Source organism: Enterococcus sp. DIV1639a, assembly GCF_050530445.1.
Lineage (GTDB): Bacteria > Bacillota > Bacilli > Lactobacillales > Enterococcaceae > Enterococcus_B > Enterococcus_B hirae.
Genome location: NZ_CP172886.1, coordinates 1,909,762 through 1,926,420 on the forward strand (window position 1 = coordinate 1,909,762; position 16,659 = coordinate 1,926,420).

18 protein-coding genes are annotated in these 16,659 nt (G+C 34.2%); 4 read left to right on the plus strand and 14 right to left on the minus strand.

All coding sequences use genetic code 11. The features are described 5' to 3' along the window. Positions 1–78: 78 nt before the first annotated feature. Genes IGJ32_RS08705 through IGJ32_RS08715 form a run of 3 tightly spaced genes read right to left on the minus strand, consistent with a single transcriptional unit; the run spans position 79 to position 1,945 of the window. Positions 79–849, minus strand: a complete 771-nt coding sequence (locus tag IGJ32_RS08705; RefSeq protein ID WP_342081820.1) for an ABC transporter permease subunit — start codon at positions 847–849, stop codon at positions 79–81. Continuing rightward, positions 846–1,745 (minus strand): ABC transporter ATP-binding protein, encoded by a 900-nt coding sequence (locus IGJ32_RS08710; RefSeq protein ID WP_207413661.1) that lies wholly within the window; start codon positions 1,743–1,745, stop codon positions 846–848. Before IGJ32_RS08710 ends, IGJ32_RS08705 begins: the two co-directional genes overlap by 4 nt. Further along, the gene (locus IGJ32_RS08715; protein WP_010737914.1) at positions 1,745–1,945 is read right to left on the minus strand and encodes a PLDc N-terminal domain-containing protein; all 201 of its coding nucleotides are present in this window, start codon (positions 1,943–1,945) and stop codon (positions 1,745–1,747) included. The genes IGJ32_RS08710 and IGJ32_RS08715 overlap by 1 nt, the downstream gene beginning before the upstream one ends. Before the next feature lie 338 nt (positions 1,946–2,283). On the opposite strand from IGJ32_RS08715, the gene IGJ32_RS08720 reads away from it, so the two are divergent. Next, positions 2,284–2,838 carry an NADPH-dependent FMN reductase gene (locus tag IGJ32_RS08720; RefSeq protein ID WP_010718468.1) on the plus strand — a complete coding sequence of 185 codons (555 nt, stop codon included), beginning with the start codon at positions 2,284–2,286 and terminating at the stop codon, positions 2,836–2,838. Positions 2,839–3,054: 216 nt separating this feature from the next. Here the strand turns inward: IGJ32_RS08720 and IGJ32_RS08725 are convergent, their stop codons facing one another. The 5 genes from IGJ32_RS08725 to IGJ32_RS08745 form a co-directional block, all read right to left on the minus strand. Then, entirely contained in the window at positions 3,055–3,774 is a 720-nt protein-coding gene (locus tag IGJ32_RS08725; protein ID WP_342081821.1) for a thioredoxin family protein, read from the minus strand. Then, entirely contained in the window at positions 3,771–5,246 is a 1,476-nt protein-coding gene (locus IGJ32_RS08730; protein ID WP_368020268.1) for a hypothetical protein, read from the minus strand. Before IGJ32_RS08730 ends, IGJ32_RS08725 begins: the two co-directional genes overlap by 4 nt. Beyond that, positions 5,185–5,958, minus strand: a complete 774-nt coding sequence (locus IGJ32_RS08735) for an ABC transporter ATP-binding protein (protein WP_010718471.1) — start codon at positions 5,956–5,958, stop codon at positions 5,185–5,187. The genes IGJ32_RS08730 and IGJ32_RS08735 overlap by 62 nt, the downstream gene beginning before the upstream one ends. Before the next feature lie 141 nt (positions 5,959–6,099). Continuing rightward, positions 6,100–6,312: a hypothetical protein gene (locus IGJ32_RS08740; RefSeq protein WP_010718472.1), complete on the minus strand. Its 213-nt coding sequence runs from the start codon at positions 6,310–6,312 to the stop codon at positions 6,100–6,102. Between the two features lie 42 nt (positions 6,313–6,354). Further along, a complete protein-coding gene (locus IGJ32_RS08745) occupies positions 6,355–7,254 on the minus strand; it encodes a hypothetical protein (protein ID WP_342081823.1) in 900 nt (299 codons plus the stop codon). Positions 7,255–7,427: 173 nt separating this feature from the next. Between IGJ32_RS08745 and IGJ32_RS08750 the strand changes: the two genes are divergently transcribed. Continuing rightward, positions 7,428–7,649, plus strand: coding sequence for a helix-turn-helix domain-containing protein (locus IGJ32_RS08750; protein ID WP_228196763.1), 222 nt, complete (start codon positions 7,428–7,430; stop codon positions 7,647–7,649). A gap of 117 nt (positions 7,650–7,766) precedes the next feature. On the opposite strand, the gene IGJ32_RS08755 is transcribed toward IGJ32_RS08750, so the two are convergent. The 5 genes from IGJ32_RS08755 to IGJ32_RS08775 all read right to left on the minus strand — a co-directional run bounded on the left by IGJ32_RS08755 (position 7,767) and on the right by IGJ32_RS08775 (position 11,336). Next, positions 7,767–8,297: a dihydrofolate reductase family protein gene (locus IGJ32_RS08755; RefSeq protein WP_178287258.1), complete on the minus strand. Its 531-nt coding sequence runs from the start codon at positions 8,295–8,297 to the stop codon at positions 7,767–7,769. 5 nt (positions 8,298–8,302) lie between these two features. Continuing rightward, a complete protein-coding gene (locus tag IGJ32_RS08760; RefSeq protein WP_010737917.1) occupies positions 8,303–8,884 on the minus strand; it encodes a DNA-3-methyladenine glycosylase I in 582 nt (193 codons plus the stop codon). 216 nt (positions 8,885–9,100) lie between these two features. After that, entirely contained in the window at positions 9,101–10,519 is a 1,419-nt protein-coding gene (ffh, locus tag IGJ32_RS08765; RefSeq protein WP_010718476.1) for a signal recognition particle protein, read from the minus strand. 15 nt (positions 10,520–10,534) lie between these two features. Continuing rightward, on the minus strand, positions 10,535–10,873 hold the full coding sequence (locus IGJ32_RS08770; protein WP_010718477.1) for a putative DNA-binding protein: 339 nt from the start codon (positions 10,871–10,873) through the stop codon (positions 10,535–10,537). Further along, a complete protein-coding gene (locus IGJ32_RS08775) occupies positions 10,833–11,336 on the minus strand; it encodes a DUF523 domain-containing protein (protein WP_010718478.1) in 504 nt (167 codons plus the stop codon). Before IGJ32_RS08775 ends, IGJ32_RS08770 begins: the two co-directional genes overlap by 41 nt. A gap of 195 nt (positions 11,337–11,531) precedes the next feature. Here IGJ32_RS08775 and IGJ32_RS08780 point away from each other — a divergent pair, with 195 nt between their 5' ends. Both IGJ32_RS08780 and IGJ32_RS08785 read left to right on the plus strand, forming a co-directional pair. Beyond that, positions 11,532–12,236, plus strand: coding sequence for a response regulator transcription factor (locus IGJ32_RS08780; RefSeq protein ID WP_010718479.1), 705 nt, complete (start codon positions 11,532–11,534; stop codon positions 12,234–12,236). Next, positions 12,233–13,966 carry a sensor histidine kinase gene (locus IGJ32_RS08785; RefSeq protein WP_063627360.1) on the plus strand — a complete coding sequence of 578 codons (1,734 nt, stop codon included), beginning with the start codon at positions 12,233–12,235 and terminating at the stop codon, positions 13,964–13,966. Before IGJ32_RS08780 ends, IGJ32_RS08785 begins: the two co-directional genes overlap by 4 nt. Positions 13,967–14,064: 98 nt before the next feature. On the opposite strand, the gene IGJ32_RS08790 is transcribed toward IGJ32_RS08785, so the two are convergent. Beyond that, complete coding sequence (locus tag IGJ32_RS08790) at positions 14,065–16,530, minus strand: cation-translocating P-type ATPase (protein ID WP_342081825.1); 2,466 nt, start codon at positions 16,528–16,530, stop codon at positions 14,065–14,067. Positions 16,531–16,659: the final 129 nt, after the last annotated feature.

A 16,659-nucleotide genomic window follows, 5' to 3' on the forward strand; every position in this document is an offset into this window, starting at 1 on the left:
TTTATTCACAAGTTGTAGTGTAACAGTTTTTTTTTACCCTGTAAAGCTTTTTTTCTTTACAGCTAATAAAAAATTTTTTCAACTCTCTTTTTTATTGAAAAAAAGAATTCCTGTCACTAAAAAGGCAGCAATCATCAAACCTGTTACCACTAAAGAAAAAGAATAGTTACTCGAATCAATCCTTTCCCCTAATGCGTTCGAAACTGTCGTTAAATAAAAAGGAGAATACTCAGCAACTTTTGTAAACATAGATAACAGATAACAGCCAGCCACACAAAACCCTCCACAAGCTAGCACAAAATAGCCAGAAGAAATAAAGGAGGACAACCATAGAAATAAAGTATATAACCACACACCCCATAAATAATAATAAAAACTTCTTGTCCCTAATTGAACAACCAGCTCATTATCCCAATAAATAGCAGTATAAAAGTAAGTAATGAAGGAACAACCCCAAAAACCAACTGCCCAAAAAAACTGTCCCATGATCCATTTAGTAAAATAAATTTTCCAGCGAACCATCCCTTTGGTTAAAAGATTAATCAATGTTCCTTTTTGATATTCATTCGTCAAGGTCGAGCTAAACAATAACAAAAACAATAAAAGAAACATAGGCATGTTTTTATAAAATTGTCCCCAAGAAGTCAGCGCATCTACATTGACTTCCCCGATTTTCATACCAGATGCTGCTAAATTTTCTGACATCGATTGAACGATGTAGGGTGTTAATTTGGCTATCAGTGGATTCATGATCCCAAAAATGATCGTTAATGAAAGCAACAGTAATAATCTACCTGTACGCCAATTTTCCTTCCATTCTTTTTTTGAAAACGCGAGTAATTGCTTCATTTGTCCACCACTTCCATAAAAATTTGTTCTAAGGAAGGTTCTAAACGATGAATCGATTGAATCGGTAATTTGTGATCAACAATTAAAGATAGTGCACGAAGTAAGTCTTCGTTAGTTCTGCCAGGATAAATAAGGGTTTCATTTTTCATGATTGCTCCCGGCAAAAGCGATAAAAATTCTTGAGAATGTTTCACAGTTGAAAATTGGATTTCAAATCCTTCATTTTTAGGATGGGTTTTCAATTCTGCTACCGTGCCCGATAAAACGATTTCTCCTTCATTTAAGAAAGCCACTTCATCACAAATTTGTTCCACGTCTGATAGAATATGTGTGGAAAAAAGGATCGTTGTTTGCTCTTTGACACGTAATAAGATATCCAAAATTTCTTTACGCCCCAATGGATCCAACGCCGAAGTCGGCTCATCACAAATAAACAGTTTTGGTTCATTCAGTAACCCCTGGGCAATCCCCAAACGTTGCTTCATCCCTCTTGAAAAAGTCCTAATCCTTTTTTTCTCGTGAGCCAATCCAACTAACGCTAATAACTCTTGCGTTTTTTGTTGGATTTTATGTTTAGGCATCTCGGTGATTTCCCCGCATAATTGCAAATACTCTTCGGCGGTAAGGTAGTCATAAAACATCGGAATATCTGGCAAATAGCCGATCCAGCGATTCGTTTTTGTTTGACCATAGTGAACTGTTTCATCATTAACCTTGATTGTTCCAGCATCTTTTTTTAGCAACCCCAAAATCAATTTCATCGTTGTCGTTTTCCCTGCACCATTTTTTCCAATAAACCCAAAGATCGTCTTTTCCTTGACGGTAAGGGAAAGATGGTCCAACACTTTTTTTTCACCAAAAGATTTTGATACATCGATTAGTTCAAGGATCGCCATTATGCCTCCTCCTTACCGAACACGAAATACAAGATTGGACCAACAAATTGAAATCCTATGAGAATTACTATGATCCAGAGTGTTCGACTGCCAAATCGATAATGCGTATGAGTCAAAATATGATAAAGGGCATAAAAAAATAACCCAAGTTGTATGATCACTAACGGGATCAAAAATGGTAAAAACTCGTTAATATGCATTTGTTCCACCTACCAATTTCATCTTTTTATTTGATGCTGCGTTACCCCAAGTCATGCGATGATGTGTACCGATGTTTCAATGAGAAACATTCTTTATCAAAAGTTCATGTACTACACTCTTTTCTAAAAAAATCACACAAACTCCTTTAGACAAGACTTCTATTCACTAATTATAGAAGATCCATGTCAAGTGAAGCAAATATATATACGTAATAACTACTATAAGTAGTCGAAAAAAGTAGTTAAGTTAGTCGCTATGTTCCTCAAGTGTTTTTATTTGCTGAGTTTACTTATTTTTTGTAAGATAAATATAGAAAGTTTGAAGGAGGAATTGTTTTATGACTAAAAAAATTGGATTTTTTGTAGGTAGTTTGCGTAAGGATTCGTACAATAGAAAAGTAGCAGAGGCTTTCGCTAACTTGCTACCTGAAGGATATGAAGGTGTTTTTGTAAAGATCGATGATCTGCCTTTTTATAACGAAGATCTTGAAACTCCAGAGAATGCTCCTGCTGAATGGAGTCGTTTCCGTGATGAGGTCAAGGAATTAGCAGGTGTTGTTTTTGTTTCTCCAGAATACAATCGTTCGGTTCCTGCTGTACTTAAAAATGCGCTAGATGTAGGCTCTCGCCCTTACGGTCAAAGCGCATGGGACGGCAAACCTGGGTTAGTTGTCACTGCTTCCCCTGGCGGTATCGGTGGATTTGGCGCGAACCATCACCTACGTCAATCACTTGTATTCTTAAATGTTCCTACCTTACAACAACCTGAAGCTTATATTGGCAATATTGCAAATTTAGTTGATGAAGAAGGTCATATTGTGGAAGGAACACTCAGCTTCTTCCAAACGATTCTAGATGCTTATCTTGATTTTTTAAATAAATTAACTAAGTAAAAATTAGCTTTGATAAGCGATGGGTCGAATCAAATAGATCATATATGAAGGAAACAATCGAAAAAAGGTTGTGACCTGTCTAGCTCTGAAAAACAAGCCGAAGAATCCGAAAATAGCTTCTCCTATTTTTGGAATTCTTCGGCTTGTTTTCCTATTTATGGTCAAAGTACTATCACTACTAGAATCTGTCATACTAGCATAGCCCCCGCGATCTAATTATTTACTTATTTGTTCAGTTTTGAGCTGAGTAAATTGTTTCATTCTATTTTCTATCTCATTATAGGCCTTATTTCCATGAAGTACTTTGACAATTTTACCACCTTCCATAAAGATGACTGCTGGCACGCTAACCACACCAAGTTCATTATAAAACTTTTTAAAATTAGATACTTCTTCTTCATTTCCAGTAGTATTCAGGTAATTGATTATCAGACCTTCTTTACTTAAAAATGAACTTAATTTTGGCTTAAAAATGATACATTCTGGACAATTGTCTCTTCCCACATAAATAACTGTATCTTCATTACTTTTAATTAATTCCTTGATTTCATTTATAGATGTTTCCTTAAACGGTTCTTTATTTAATACAATACTATTCATTAAGAGAACTTGTAGCAAAATGGCAAACAATGAAATTATTAAATATATCATTTTCTTATAGCGTTTTGTATATGTAATTCCTAATATTACAAAAGTGAAACAAAAATAAAATAATAGAATTTGTATCCCAAAATTCTGATTAAAATTAAATTCAATTGCGTTTCCTAAATCATTCGTATTCCCTATGACAGTAAATAAATTATAAGGTGCGTGAAAATTTGTTCCATAAAAAAAACTGATCAAGCAAATAGGGATAATTGACATGATTAACATCAAAAATGTAATAAAAAATGATATACCGCTACATTTTAAAAGATCAACGAATATTTTTCTCATAGACTTTCCTTCTCCCATCTAAAATTAATAATAGAAATAGTTACTAATATACCGATTAATAATAATAGTACTATCAGAAAGAGTTGCATGGAAAATGAAAAAACGCTAAATTTATTTATCAAATAAGAGATTGGAAATAATCCCACAGTTCCTAAAAAAATTAGACTTATTTGTGAAGATGGATTATTTTTATTATATGGAAATGCTATTCCTAAAATGAAGCAACAGATAGTAGATACAGTAAAAATACTTAATGAAATAAATAATTCTTTCCAACTATCTAAAGACGCTACTACACATGTAGTAAGGAATAGAATTACACCAATAAAATAGGCACTTAATAGTTTGGATAAAATATAAGTGTATTTTCCAATCCCTAAAAATTTATAGAAAGTTAACATTTTATTATCTATACCGTAACAAGGAAAAGGAAGAGTAGCGATTAATAATGCGTTAAATTTTAATAATAAAAATGGTGGTATAGAAGTTTCAGAAATAAAAATAAAAATATTCAATCCATACAAAATAAATAAAAGCAGGCTAGTGTTTTCTGAACGTAATAATAATTTAACATCTTTGAAAAAAAGACTTAAATATCTATTCATTGGACTTTGCAAACTCCATAATATTTTCGAGTGATATTCATCGTTTCTTTCAACTCCTGAAAGTAATGTAAAACTGAAAATACATATAATAATACTTATAATTTGACTTGAAATTATCAATATATTGTTCACTATAAAGCTATCCCCTATAAATAATTTACCTACCAAACCACCATTCCAAATCAAAAGATGATTTGGAAATAGATCGTAGTTTACTAGAAACATATGCATATTTGTAATCGTATTGAATCCTACTCTAGCCATAATAACTGTTTGAATTAACAAAACAAAACTTTTTATATAAGGTATTTTAATTCTACTCCCCATAAAATAAAGGCAATTATAACTGATGTGTGATATGGTAGTAATGAATAACGACTGGGAAAAAAATAGCGCTGATATAATGATAGGTATATGAATTGATACATCATGCTGTATTAAATGAGGAACTATAATAATAGAAAACATTAAAAAAGGAATTACTATTTCTATTATTAATTGAAAAGAATAATAACCGATATACTTGATATGGGGTTTCAAGTCCAAACTGTCTAAAACTTTTAATATTTTAGAATTATTTGGATCAATAAATTTTAAAATGACAAATAAAAAGAACGTAATAACAGATAGAGAAATTAAATATGTTAAAACTGCTGAATATAGTATTTTTGAATCTCCATTTAAAAATAGTACAATCACATCTTTAGTTAAAACATTAGCCAAAAAAGTTGATATACCGATCATACTCAAAACAAAAATATAAGAAAAAATTTTTTTGGCAGTCGTATCTATTAACTGTTTTAATTTATTTCTGTATACTGTTATAATCATTAAAAAAATTATTAAGAATTTTTTCAAGTCTGTCACCTCGTTCCTTCAAAAAAGCTACTTCTAAGAAAATATCCTCTATTTTTTCTTTCCTATAATTTAATTTCAACATATCAGGCATACCGCTTTCTAGTATTTTTCCATTACTAATTATTGATATACTGTCACAAATTTCTTCTACAAAAAGTAAATCATGACTAGTAATTAAAATTATTTTCCCTTGTCTTTTTAATTCATAAATGATTCTTTTTATTATATATATAGCTTCTACATCTAGTCCTCTACACGGCTCATCTAAAATTAGAACCTGAAAATCTCTCATAATTGTTGATATGATTTGTAACTTTTTTTTCATTCCATGCGAATATGAACTTATTAAATCATGAATATCTTCCTTCAAATCAAAAATTTCTAGTAATTGTGCAATTCTTTTATCTGTTACACCTATTGACAATTTTTTTATAAATAAGAGATATTCAATACCAGTTAATTCTTCAATCAATATAATCTCATCTGATACATAAGCTATTTCTTTATTTATTCTGTAGTTTTCTAAAGGTTGATTGCATAATGAAATGTTACCACTATCCTTTTTTACAATACCTAGGATAGTGTTTATCAAGGTGGTTTTTCCAGATCCATTAGGTCCAGCTAAGCAAAGAATCTCTCCATGTTTAATTTCAAATGAAGCCCACTTTAGACCTTTTTGAGACTTCTTGTATATCTTTCTCAGTCCTTCAATTTTTAACATATACCCTCCCAAAAATAATTATTAATTAACGCAAATAAAAACAAAAAGGAGTGATATATAATATACAGCTGTATATAGTTCCTCCTTTTTGAAAATGTATGTCCCAAGATATGAATAATGTTTTTAACTTGATTTAATTAATTATTTACATCCTAACCTAACTGAGCCGTTACCATTTACATATGACCACGATCCTGTAAAGTTTTTACCTTTAGTCAAACAGTACAAGACTGCTGCTCCAACAATAGTAATAGCAAGTAAAAGTAAAATTGCTATTGCTACTACATACCAAACTACTTTATCTTCTGTTAATGATATATTTTGTTCCACTATTTTTGGTGTTGAATAATTCATTTAACACTCACCTTTCTTTTTGCTATTATAAGAACATTAAGTCTAATGACTTAACAACTCTTTTACTATTTCATAACCATCACCAAATATCGGTAACAAATTGATTATGTGAAATAAGAATATAACTGCGGGAATCCTTACCCACAACTCTTTGGATAACAAATAAAGTATAATTCCCAGTAAAACAGTAAATACTGCTCCAGAAGCTCGAACTTTTATACTTAAACTTTTCCTTAATTTGCCTCTAATTATAGAAAAAGTGAATCTTCTTAATACTAAATAACCTGAAAAATTTTTCATAATTGATCTATACACGATTAAATGTACTGTTTCATGTATAACTAAACTAATTAACAAATTTAAATATATATATAACGGTAGTAACAATAATAAAAAATTAGCATTCCAAATTTTAATATAATTTTTAAGTAAATATACAACAATCAACTCCGCTATAATTATGAATGCTATCGGAAAAATGTTTTCTTTAAACACATATTTAAAAATCTCACAAAAATTCCCAAATTTATTTTTCCCCTGAATATCATAGCGGATTCTTGTATCATTTTTTAAATTTTGATATTTCCATAATAGGATACCTATAAATGATGCCCTCTCGATTGGAAAAAAATTTAATATTCCTTTTTGATTCATTGAAATTAAAAATAACTTAATATCGGTATATAATGTATCTAATGACGTGGTGGGAAATATACTTTTCATCCATTGAATTAAATCTAAAAAAAAGATATTTTTACTATTAATCAATTTATTACAAATAATTTTCCCAATATTATCTAGCTCAATCCTTAACTCAGGTATTTTATCATCAGATAAATAATTTCCTTCTATTGTTATTGAAGATGGTATTTCAATTTTAAAATCATCAAATCTAGTTAAATTATTTTTGTAAAAGGTTTTTCTAAAAAAATACTTATCCAATCAAATCTCCTTAATTTATCATTTTATAGAAAGTAAAGTAATCGTTTACTTTTATATATGTAAATCGTATACCCTTGTATTATTTTAGTAAAGGGGAAAATTTCCCCACACAACACCTTTTAAATACAATATGTTACCTATATAATTCAAAGTGAAGCGCTTTATATTAAGGGGTGATTTGTATTTTCTATGCAAGGTGGTTAAAACGAAAAAGATTAAAGGCAAATTATACTCAAACATTTGTTGCAAATTATCTCAATGTAAGTCGAGAAACCGTTTCTTGTTGGGAAAGAGGAAAAGGAAGACCTAATTACGAATGTTTGCGCAATATTTTTAATCTTTATCGTTGTAGTGATAAAGAAATCGCTCAATTTATTAACATGAGAGACGATTAAGACTTAAGTTAGTTATAATATACATCATACTAACTTAAGTCTTAATCGCCTTCTCTCTTGATTTAATCAAACTATTTTTAAACAATAATACTTGCCATCACAACATAATCTTTCCCATCATATTCCACGATTACTTACATAATGCAATTCAATGAACTCTCCAAAATAATTAGTATCAACTAGTTTCAATCGTTCTTCGTATGCGCCTTCTTGAAACAATCGAATACCTTCTCCTAAAAGCACAGGTGCGATTTGGATCCACCATTCATCAATTAAATGATTTTCGATCAAAGGTTTCAATAAATTCCCACCACCAACGACCCAGACTGTTTGGTTAGAATGTTCTTTTATGTTTTTCACGAATGAAACAGGATCTTCATGAACAACTGTTGCATCATTTAATACCAGCTCTTTATTAGAAGAAAATACAAAATTCTTTTTTTCAGGATACAGATGGTCAGTTGCTAACAATTTTTTTGCTTCCTGATAAGTTTTTCTTCCCATAATCGTTTGATCAATTGTTTGATAAAAAGCCTCGTAAGTTGTTTTTTCTCCAGTTGGTGTGTCAAATAACCACTGTAAACTATCCTCTTTTGTTGCTAAGTAGCCATCTAAACTAATGGCACCATAAAAGACGATTTTCCCCATCATATTCACTCTCCTTTTCCCATCTGGCTGACTTCTTGTTTGCGAAAGCAATGATCTAAATGGTCATTGACAATTCCCACAGCTTCTAAAAAAGCATATATCGTTGTGCTTCCGATGAATTTAAATCCGCGTTGTTTTAGATCTTTGGCGATTTGATCAGATAACGGGCTCGTTGTTGGTACCTCATTTTGTTCTTTATACGAGTGATTGATCACTTGATGATCCGAAAATGACCACAAATAATCCGCAAAACTACCAAATTCATGTTGGATTTTTTGGACACCCTGAGCATTGGCTACCGCTGCTTCAATTTTACGACGGTTACGAATGATCCCTTTATTTTCCATCAACTCATTGATTTTTGCTTCTGTATATTCGGCTACTTTACCGATCGAAAAAAAGTCATAAGCTTCATCAAAGGAGGCACTTTTATTCAAAATCGTTTGCCAGCTTAATCCCGCTTGATTGATATCTAACATCAATTTACGAAAAAGTAATTGATCATCATATTCTGGAACACCCCAAACTGTGTCATGATAATGTTTCATACTTGCTGTTTGCTCACCCCAAGGACATCTTCGTTTCATTCTCTTCACCTCTTAGCTTTATTGTACCATTCCTTTGTTTCTCTATCTAAAAAGAGGAACGCTATGGCAGGTAGTTTTTGAATTGGGTTTATCTATTATGCAAAAAAAAGAATCGCAAAGCCAGCAGAAGCTAACTCAACGATTCTTTCGATGGATGAAACGGTAAACAAAATTCTACTATTATAATAGAAGTACGATAGACGTACGATAGAAGCTTTATTTCCGTTTTTTCTTTTTCTTTTTGTTTTTCTTGATCATGCGATTCATCGCCATTTTTCCAAGTTTTCCTTTGACACCTGTGCCAAACATTTGGTCCATTCCAGGAATATTCATATCTCCCTTAGACATTTGTTGCATCATTTTGCGTGATTCTTTAAATTGCTTAATCATGCGGTTAACTTCAACCACACTGTTACCAGAACCTGCGGCAATCCTTCTGCGACGACTTGGATTCAATAAATCAGGGTTTTCTCTTTCTGCAGGTGTCATTGAGTAAACCATTGCTTTTTTACGTTCGACATCTTTAGGATCTACTTTGACATTTTCAATCCCTGGTACTTGGTTCATCCCAGGAATCATTTTGATCAGATCCTCTAACGGTCCCATCCCCATCACTTGATCCAACTGTTCAATGAAATCATTGAAATCAAATGAATTTTCCCGCATTTTTTTCGCTAATTCTTCTGCTTTTTTCTCGTCATAGTCTTGTTGCGCTTTTTCGATCAACGTCAACATATCGCCCATACCAAGAATACGGCTTGCCATACGGTCTGGGTGGAAAACTTCAAGATCTGTTAATTTTTCCCCTGACCCGATGAATTTGATTGGTGCGCCAGTCACAGAACGGATCGAAAGTGCTGCACCACCACGTGTATCACCATCTAATTTAGTAATAACTACCCCAGTGATCCCTAGTTGTTGGTTAAAACTATCTGCCACATTGACAGCATCTTGACCGGTCATCGCATCGACAACCAACAAGATTTCATTCGGTTGTGTTAATTCTTTGATTTGTTTCAATTCATCCATCAGGGTTTCATCGATATGCAGACGCCCCGCCGTATCGATCAGAACATAATCATTTTTCTTTTCTTTTGCTAATTCCATCCCTTGACGAACGATCTCAACTGGACTAACATCTGTTCCCATATCAAAAACAGGGACATCTAATTGTTGCCCTAGAACTTTCAATTGATCGATCGCAGCTGGACGATACACGTCACCTGCGATTAGTAAAGGACGTGCATTTTCATTTTTCTTTAAATAGTTGGCTAGTTTACCAGTAAACGTCGTCTTACCTGCCCCTTGCAAACCTGCCATCATGATGACTGTTGGAATTTTTGGTGATTTATTCAATTCAACAGTTTCTGCCCCTAAAGTGATCGTCAATTCTTCATCAACGATCTTAACGATTTGTTGTGCAGGTGTTAAACTTTCTAATACTTCTACACCAATCGCCCGTTCTCGAACACGCTTCGTAAAGTCTTTTACTACTTGTAAGTTTACATCGGCTTCTAGTAATGCAAGGCGGATCTCCCGCATCATTTCTTTGACGTCAGCTTCTGAAACTTTCCCTTTTTTTCTTAACTTGCTCATTGCCTGTTGAAGGCGCTCCGTTAAATTTTCAAATGCCATGATTTCTTCATTCCTTTATTCTTCAATTTCTTGGATCTGTTTCACATAATCAAGGAGAACTTCATCTTTAGGATAAGTTTCCTTTACATAAGTTTTCATTTTTTCTAATAACTGTTCCCGAACAATATAATTAGAGAAAAGATGGAGTTTCTTTTCATAATCTTCTAAAATCTTACTGGTTCGTTTGATATTATCGTATACTGCTTGGCGACTTACTTCATACTCTTCTGCTATTTCTCCTAATGAAAAATCGTCTGCGTAATACAACTCCATATAATTCATCTGTTTTTCGGTTAAAAGCGTAGAATAAAATTCAAAAAGTGCGTTCATTCGGTTCGTTTTCTCGATTTCCATTCTGTTCACCTCGCAATTTCAACCATTCTTCATCAGAGAGTACGGTCATCTTTTGTTGGATAAAATAAGCAGTTGCCACACCAGTTCCAGACTTCAAGGTTCCTGAAAAACTCCCATCATAAATAAGAGAGGAACCACAAGAAGGACTTTTCGCTTTTAATATCACTAAATCTATTTCTTGCTCTTTTAATTTTTGATAAGCATGGATTGCCCCTTCTTGGTAGGCTTTTGTGACGTCTTCACCATTTGTAGTGATCACTTTTGCCTGACCATTCCAAACGTCAAATCCATCGCCACCAACGATTTCTGCTGGGGCTCTAGGAGTTGAAAGACCGCCCATTACTTCAGGACAAACCATGATCGCTTTACCTTCAGCGACCAGTTTCTTTAATTCCGGCACAGCTTTTTCTTGTCCATCATACCGACATAAGACACCGCCTAAACAAGCGCTAATTCCGATCAATTGCCACTCACTCCTTTATCCAACAAAGTGCCTTCCTATTATACCATTTATTTAGTTGGTAAAATAGTCCTTCTACTGGATTCTATGCTAAAATAAGAAATGTCTATTCATGACACTTAATTAAAAAAACCAGGCATTAGTTGATAGCTGTTTTTAAATAAACAAAAAGAATGAACGCAAGAAAAGGGAGAAGTTATGAAAAAAGTATTAGTGGTAGATGATGAACCTTCAATCGTCACATTGTTGACATTCAATCTGGAAAAAGAAGGGTATCAAGTAACAAGTGCTTTAGACGGACAAAAAGGACTGGAATTAGCACTGGAAGAACCTTTTGATTTTATGATTTTAGATGTGATGCTGCCTTCTATAGATGGTATGGCAATCACCCAAAAGTTAAGACAAGAAAAAATTGATACTCCAATTTTAATGCTAACAGCCAAAGATGACCAGGTCGATCGGATCATCGGTTTGGAAATTGGTGCTGATGATTATTTAACAAAGCCTTTCAGCCCTAGAGAAGTACTTGCTCGAATGAAAGCTATTTTTCGCCGCATCGAACCACGCCATGTCCAACAAGAAGAAGCAGAACCTGCTTACCTAACGATTGGACAGATCAAAGCAGATTTAACGAATTTCCAAGTAACCGTAGAGGAACGACCAATCGAATTAACGCCAAAAGAATTTGAACTGCTCGTTTATTTTATGAAACGAAAAGATCGTGTAATTGATCGTGATACGCTGCTAAATCGCATCTGGAATTTTGATTTTGCAGGTCAAAGTCGAATCGTTGATGTCCATGTCAGTCACTTAAGAGAAAAAATCGAAAGAGACCCTAAACATCCAAAATATTTAGTGACAGTTCGCGGTTTTGGCTATAAATTTCAGGAACCAAAACGATGAATTGGAAAAAAATTTCTGAGCGTGTCTTCTTTTTCATTCTCTTAGTGGGACTGTTTTTCGGTGGCTGGCAAATGATTTCTCAATATTTCAAACAACAAATCATCGAGCAACAAGAAAGCTATCTTTCAAAAAAAGGGCAATTGCTGATCCAGCAATTGACTATTGATGATTTATCTTCGAAGCATAATCAATCAGTTTTAACAGACTTTGTTCATCAATCAAATGAACGACTAACCTTATTAGCTCCAAATGGTACAATCCTATTCGATACGACCGATCACTCACTACGAGGGCAGCGAAATACTCGTCCAGAAATCAAAGCAGTCCTTGATGGCGGCTCACTAGGTACTTCTTTAAGAATGAGCAGTACGTTAAAGGAAGAACTATTATATGTAGCACTACCGATCAAGAAGAATGGGCAGTTGGAAGCCATTATTCGAATCGCAGAACCAACAAATGGCTTTTTGCCAAGAACAGAAAATTTTCGTCGTTGGGTCTTTTTCTTCTTTTTGGTTTTCTTCGTTGTTTTGTCCAGTATGAGCTATTATTTGGTTTATCAACGTAACCGTCCCTTGAAAACCGTGCTGCCCGTCTTAAAGAAAATGGTCAAAAACCCTGATAAAACCGAGACCATCATGCAAACTTCTGATCAATGGGAAGAACTTTACCAAACGATCAATGCTTTGAGTGAACAAATGAGTAAAGTCTATCGTGCCTATACGACCACTGAAGAACAATTGTATACTCTACTGAATGAATTAATGATTGGTGTCTTTTTGATCGATTCAGAGTCACATCTGCGACTATTGAATCCAAAAATGCAGGCACATTTAGGGGTACATGATTATCAGCCTAATCAACGGTATACTGAGATCATTCAAGAGCCAAAATTAATCCAATTGATTCATCAAGTTACGCCAAATGAACCATTGATCCATCAAGAAATTACTATTTCAGAGGGACAACAAACATTAGACATCAGCTTACGTTACTTCAATAGTTCTGAAGAGACTGGGCAGATTCTAGGCGTGGCTTATGATCTCACAAAAGTAAGACGATTAGAAAAACTGCAAAAAGACTTCGTAGGAAATGTTTCTCATGAACTTAAAACACCGGTTACTTCATTGATCGGATTTACTGAAACACTGCTGGATGGAGCCAAAGATGACCCAAAAATATTGAATGAGTTCCTATTGATCATGCAAAAAGATGCGATTCGTTTAGATAAGCTGATCCGAGAAATCATTCAGTTATCAAAAGATGAAGAAACGGCACACGAAACGCAAACCATCCATTTAGCAACTTACTTTGAACAAATCATTCAAAGTTACCAACCAATGATCGAAAAGAAACACTTAACCCTGGAAATGCAACAGAAAGAAAAATCATTTACAACTCAAACTGAACTCTTATACCCGATCATCAAAAATCTGATCGAAAATGCAATCCAATATTCTAAAGAATCAGAGAAAATAATCATCCGTTACGAGGTTGACAACCAATTGACATTCTCTGTCCAAGACTTTGGTATTGGGATTGATCGTGAAGATCAAGAAAGGATCTTTGAGCGCTTCTATCGAGTGGATAAAGCACGTAGTCGACACTCAGGTGGTACTGGTCTAGGTCTGGCTATTGTGAAAGATTACGTCAATCTCTTGGGTGGTACGATCAAAGTGGAAAGTCATCCAGGAATGGGGTCGACTTTTACCGTCACCATCCCTCCAGCATGATCACCTTTAAATCTTCAAAAAATGAATGAACAAGTGAAATAGCGGAACAGAAAAAATAGGCGGTTGGCATAACCGCCTATTTTTGTTTTGTCTATCTGTTAATCGTGTTTATTGTCTACTGAAAACAGCACTTTGAGCCAGAACCAAGCAGACCGTTTTTTCTTTCCATCTTTCAATTGGCTGTAATTTTCAATCATTCGCGTATACTGCCGGAAAATCGAGTCCGCCGCAAAAAATAGAATCAAAAGCAACAGAATCGAAACGGGTGAAATAGCGGAGATAGAAAATAATTTATGCAGAAAGACGACTGAAAATAAGATACCTGCTGCACAAAATAAAATGATCCGCCCTCTGAATTGGTTCAATGGGTGACAAATTTTATAGAGTACGAGAAAACCAACCGCTGTCAGTAGCATCGTTGAAGCAGTGGAAACATCTGTCTTGTTCAAATGCAAGATGACACCGCCTACCACTAAAGTCCCCACGACAGTCATATCTGTTAGCCCACCAGGAATGGCTTTTTCTAAGACATTCACCATAAACTTTCCTTCAATTCGATTTTTGTTTTCTTCAAGAGCAAGTAAAAACGATGGCAAACCAATCGTAAACAGACTAATCAATGTAATTTGAGAAGGCTCCAACGGATAAGTCAGTGCGAACAAGACAGAAAAGACGGAAAGTAAGAAAGAAAAAATATTTTTTACTAAAAACAAACTAGCAGATCGTTCAATATTATTAACAACTCGCCGACCTTCTGCTACGATCTCAGGCATTCTAGAAAAATCAGAATCTAATAAAGCAACTTGCGCAGCTTGGATCGTTGCTTCGTTGCCAGAAGCCATAGCGATACTACAATCAGCTTCTTTCATTGCTAAAATATCATTGACACCATCACCAGTCATCGCAACTGTATTTTTTTGTTTAAGAAGCTGAACGAACTGCATTTTTTGTTCAGGCTTAACCCGTCCAAATACGGTGTATTTTTCCACTGCTGAGAGATAATCTTCCTCAGCAAGTTGAGAAACATCAATATATTGGTCTGCATTAGCAATGCCCGCCTGTAATGCGACAGTTGAAACGGTCTGCGGATTATCCCCTGAAATCACTTTGATTGCTACCCCTTGTTCCTTAAAATAAGCAAATGTGTCAGGGGCTTCTTTTCGAATTGGGTTGGCAATCAAAAGATAAGCAAGCGGAATCACTTCTGCTTCTAAAAGTGCTTCGCTCAATATTCCTTGGTAACTACCGAAAACCAACACACGATAGCCCTGATCAGCATATTGACTAAATTCATTTTTAACTGTTTCGAAACGTTCACGTAAAACCATTTCTGGCGCTCCTAATACATAGACCCCATCCGCAAATGTTACGCTACTGAATTTTTGTACCGACGAAAAAGGCAAGATAGATAAAGGTTCTTGATCTGTAGGCTTATTAAAGTACGTTTTGATTGCTTGCATCGTCGCATTGTCATTTGCCATAGCTTTAGCATAATCTGAAATGAGTTCTTGAATCCTAGTTGCCTGTTGCTCCGCCTGCTCATTTTTAGCAATCACTAGTTTTTGTACAGACATCTGATTTTCAGTAATAGTTCCCGTTTTATCTACACATAGTACATTAACCCTTGCTAAAGTCTCTATGCTTTTCATATCATGTAATAATACTCGTTGCTTAGCTAAACGAGCGGCACTCATTGCTAGAGCGATCGTTGTCAATAAGTACAAGCCTTCTGGTATCATCCCGATTAAAGCTGCTTCCATGGCTACCACACTTTCTTTGATCGTGTTGCCATTAAAAAAGTAACTTTGTGAAAACAAGGTGATACCGATGGGAATAATAATGATCCCGATCCATTTGATTAATTTATTCAGCGAAGCAATCATTTCTGATTGTTCGCCTCCTCCCATTTTTTTTGCTTTTGCTGTTAATTGGGAGATGTAAGAGTCATAGCCAACCTTGTCTAATCGTGCATAAGCCTTACCAGAAACGACAAAGCTCCCTGACATCAAATAATCATCTACTTCTTTCACGATCTCATCTGCTTCACCTGTCAAAAGTGCTTCATTGACTTGTAATTTACCGTCTAAGACATAACCGTCTGCTGGAATCTGTTGACCCGTTTCGAGCAAGATGACATCATCTAAAACTAATTCCTCCATATCGATCTTATTGGCTACGCCGTTTCTTACGACTGTAACTTTTGCTGCATTCAGTACACTCAAATTATCTAATATCTTTTTTGAGCGAATCTCTTGATAGATAGCAATTCCCGTGTTTGCAAGAATCACTGGCAAAAAAGTCAAATTTTTATAGGAACTAACTAGACATAATAAAACTGCTAAGACGATAAAAATCAAATTAAAATAAGTAAATATATTTTGCAAAACGATTTGTTTGTTCGTTTTAAATGATGGGTCGATCGTTTCATTTGTTGCTTGAGCATGCACTCGTTCTGCAACTTGCTCATCTGTTAGCCCCTCTCGATAATCGGGAGCATATCTTGTAATATTTTTAACTGAAGTTTGATCTTTTTCAACTTCCGTTTGATGACTAAATATTCTCATTTACCGTTTACCTCGATTATTAGTATTATATTTACCTTAATACATTTGTAAAAAAAAAGCCTATGAAATGACTAATAAATATCTTTCATTACTGTCATATTCATTTGCAGGAAATAGCTAAAAAAAAAG

Bases quoted from the DNA above. Each gene is read 5' to 3' on its own strand.
- IGJ32_RS08720 (WP_010718468.1), top strand. From the start codon at position 2,284: ATGACTAAAAAAATTGGATTTTTTGTAGGTAGTTTGCGTAAGGATTCG.
- IGJ32_RS08760 (WP_010737917.1), bottom strand. From the start codon at position 8,884: ATGAAACGAAGATGTCCTTGGGGTGAGCAAACAGCAAGTATGAAACAT.
- IGJ32_RS08740 (WP_010718472.1), bottom strand. From the start codon at position 6,312: ATGAATTATTCAACACCAAAAATAGTGGAACAAAATATATCATTAACA.
- IGJ32_RS08710 (WP_207413661.1), bottom strand. From the start codon at position 1,745: ATGGCGATCCTTGAACTAATCGATGTATCAAAATCTTTTGGTGAAAAA.
- IGJ32_RS08780 (WP_010718479.1), top strand. From the start codon at position 11,532: ATGAAAAAAGTATTAGTGGTAGATGATGAACCTTCAATCGTCACATTG.
- IGJ32_RS08785 (WP_063627360.1), top strand. From the start codon at position 12,233: ATGAATTGGAAAAAAATTTCTGAGCGTGTCTTCTTTTTCATTCTCTTA.
- IGJ32_RS08705 (WP_342081820.1), bottom strand. From the start codon at position 849: ATGAAGCAATTACTCGCGTTTTCAAAAAAAGAATGGAAGGAAAATTGG.
- IGJ32_RS08790 (WP_342081825.1), bottom strand. From the start codon at position 16,530: ATGAGAATATTTAGTCATCAAACGGAAGTTGAAAAAGATCAAACTTCA.
- IGJ32_RS08770 (WP_010718477.1), bottom strand. From the start codon at position 10,873: ATGGAAATCGAGAAAACGAACCGAATGAACGCACTTTTTGAATTTTAT.
- IGJ32_RS08725 (WP_342081821.1), bottom strand. From the start codon at position 3,774: ATGAGAAAAATATTCGTTGATCTTTTAAAATGTAGCGGTATATCATTT.
- IGJ32_RS08715 (WP_010737914.1), bottom strand. From the start codon at position 1,945: ATGCATATTAACGAGTTTTTACCATTTTTGATCCCGTTAGTGATCATA.
- ffh (WP_010718476.1), bottom strand. From the start codon at position 10,519: ATGGCATTTGAAAATTTAACGGAGCGCCTTCAACAGGCAATGAGCAAG.
- IGJ32_RS08735 (WP_010718471.1), bottom strand. From the start codon at position 5,958: ATGTTAAAAATTGAAGGACTGAGAAAGATATACAAGAAGTCTCAAAAA.
- IGJ32_RS08755 (WP_178287258.1), bottom strand. From the start codon at position 8,297: ATGGGGAAAATCGTCTTTTATGGTGCCATTAGTTTAGATGGCTACTTA.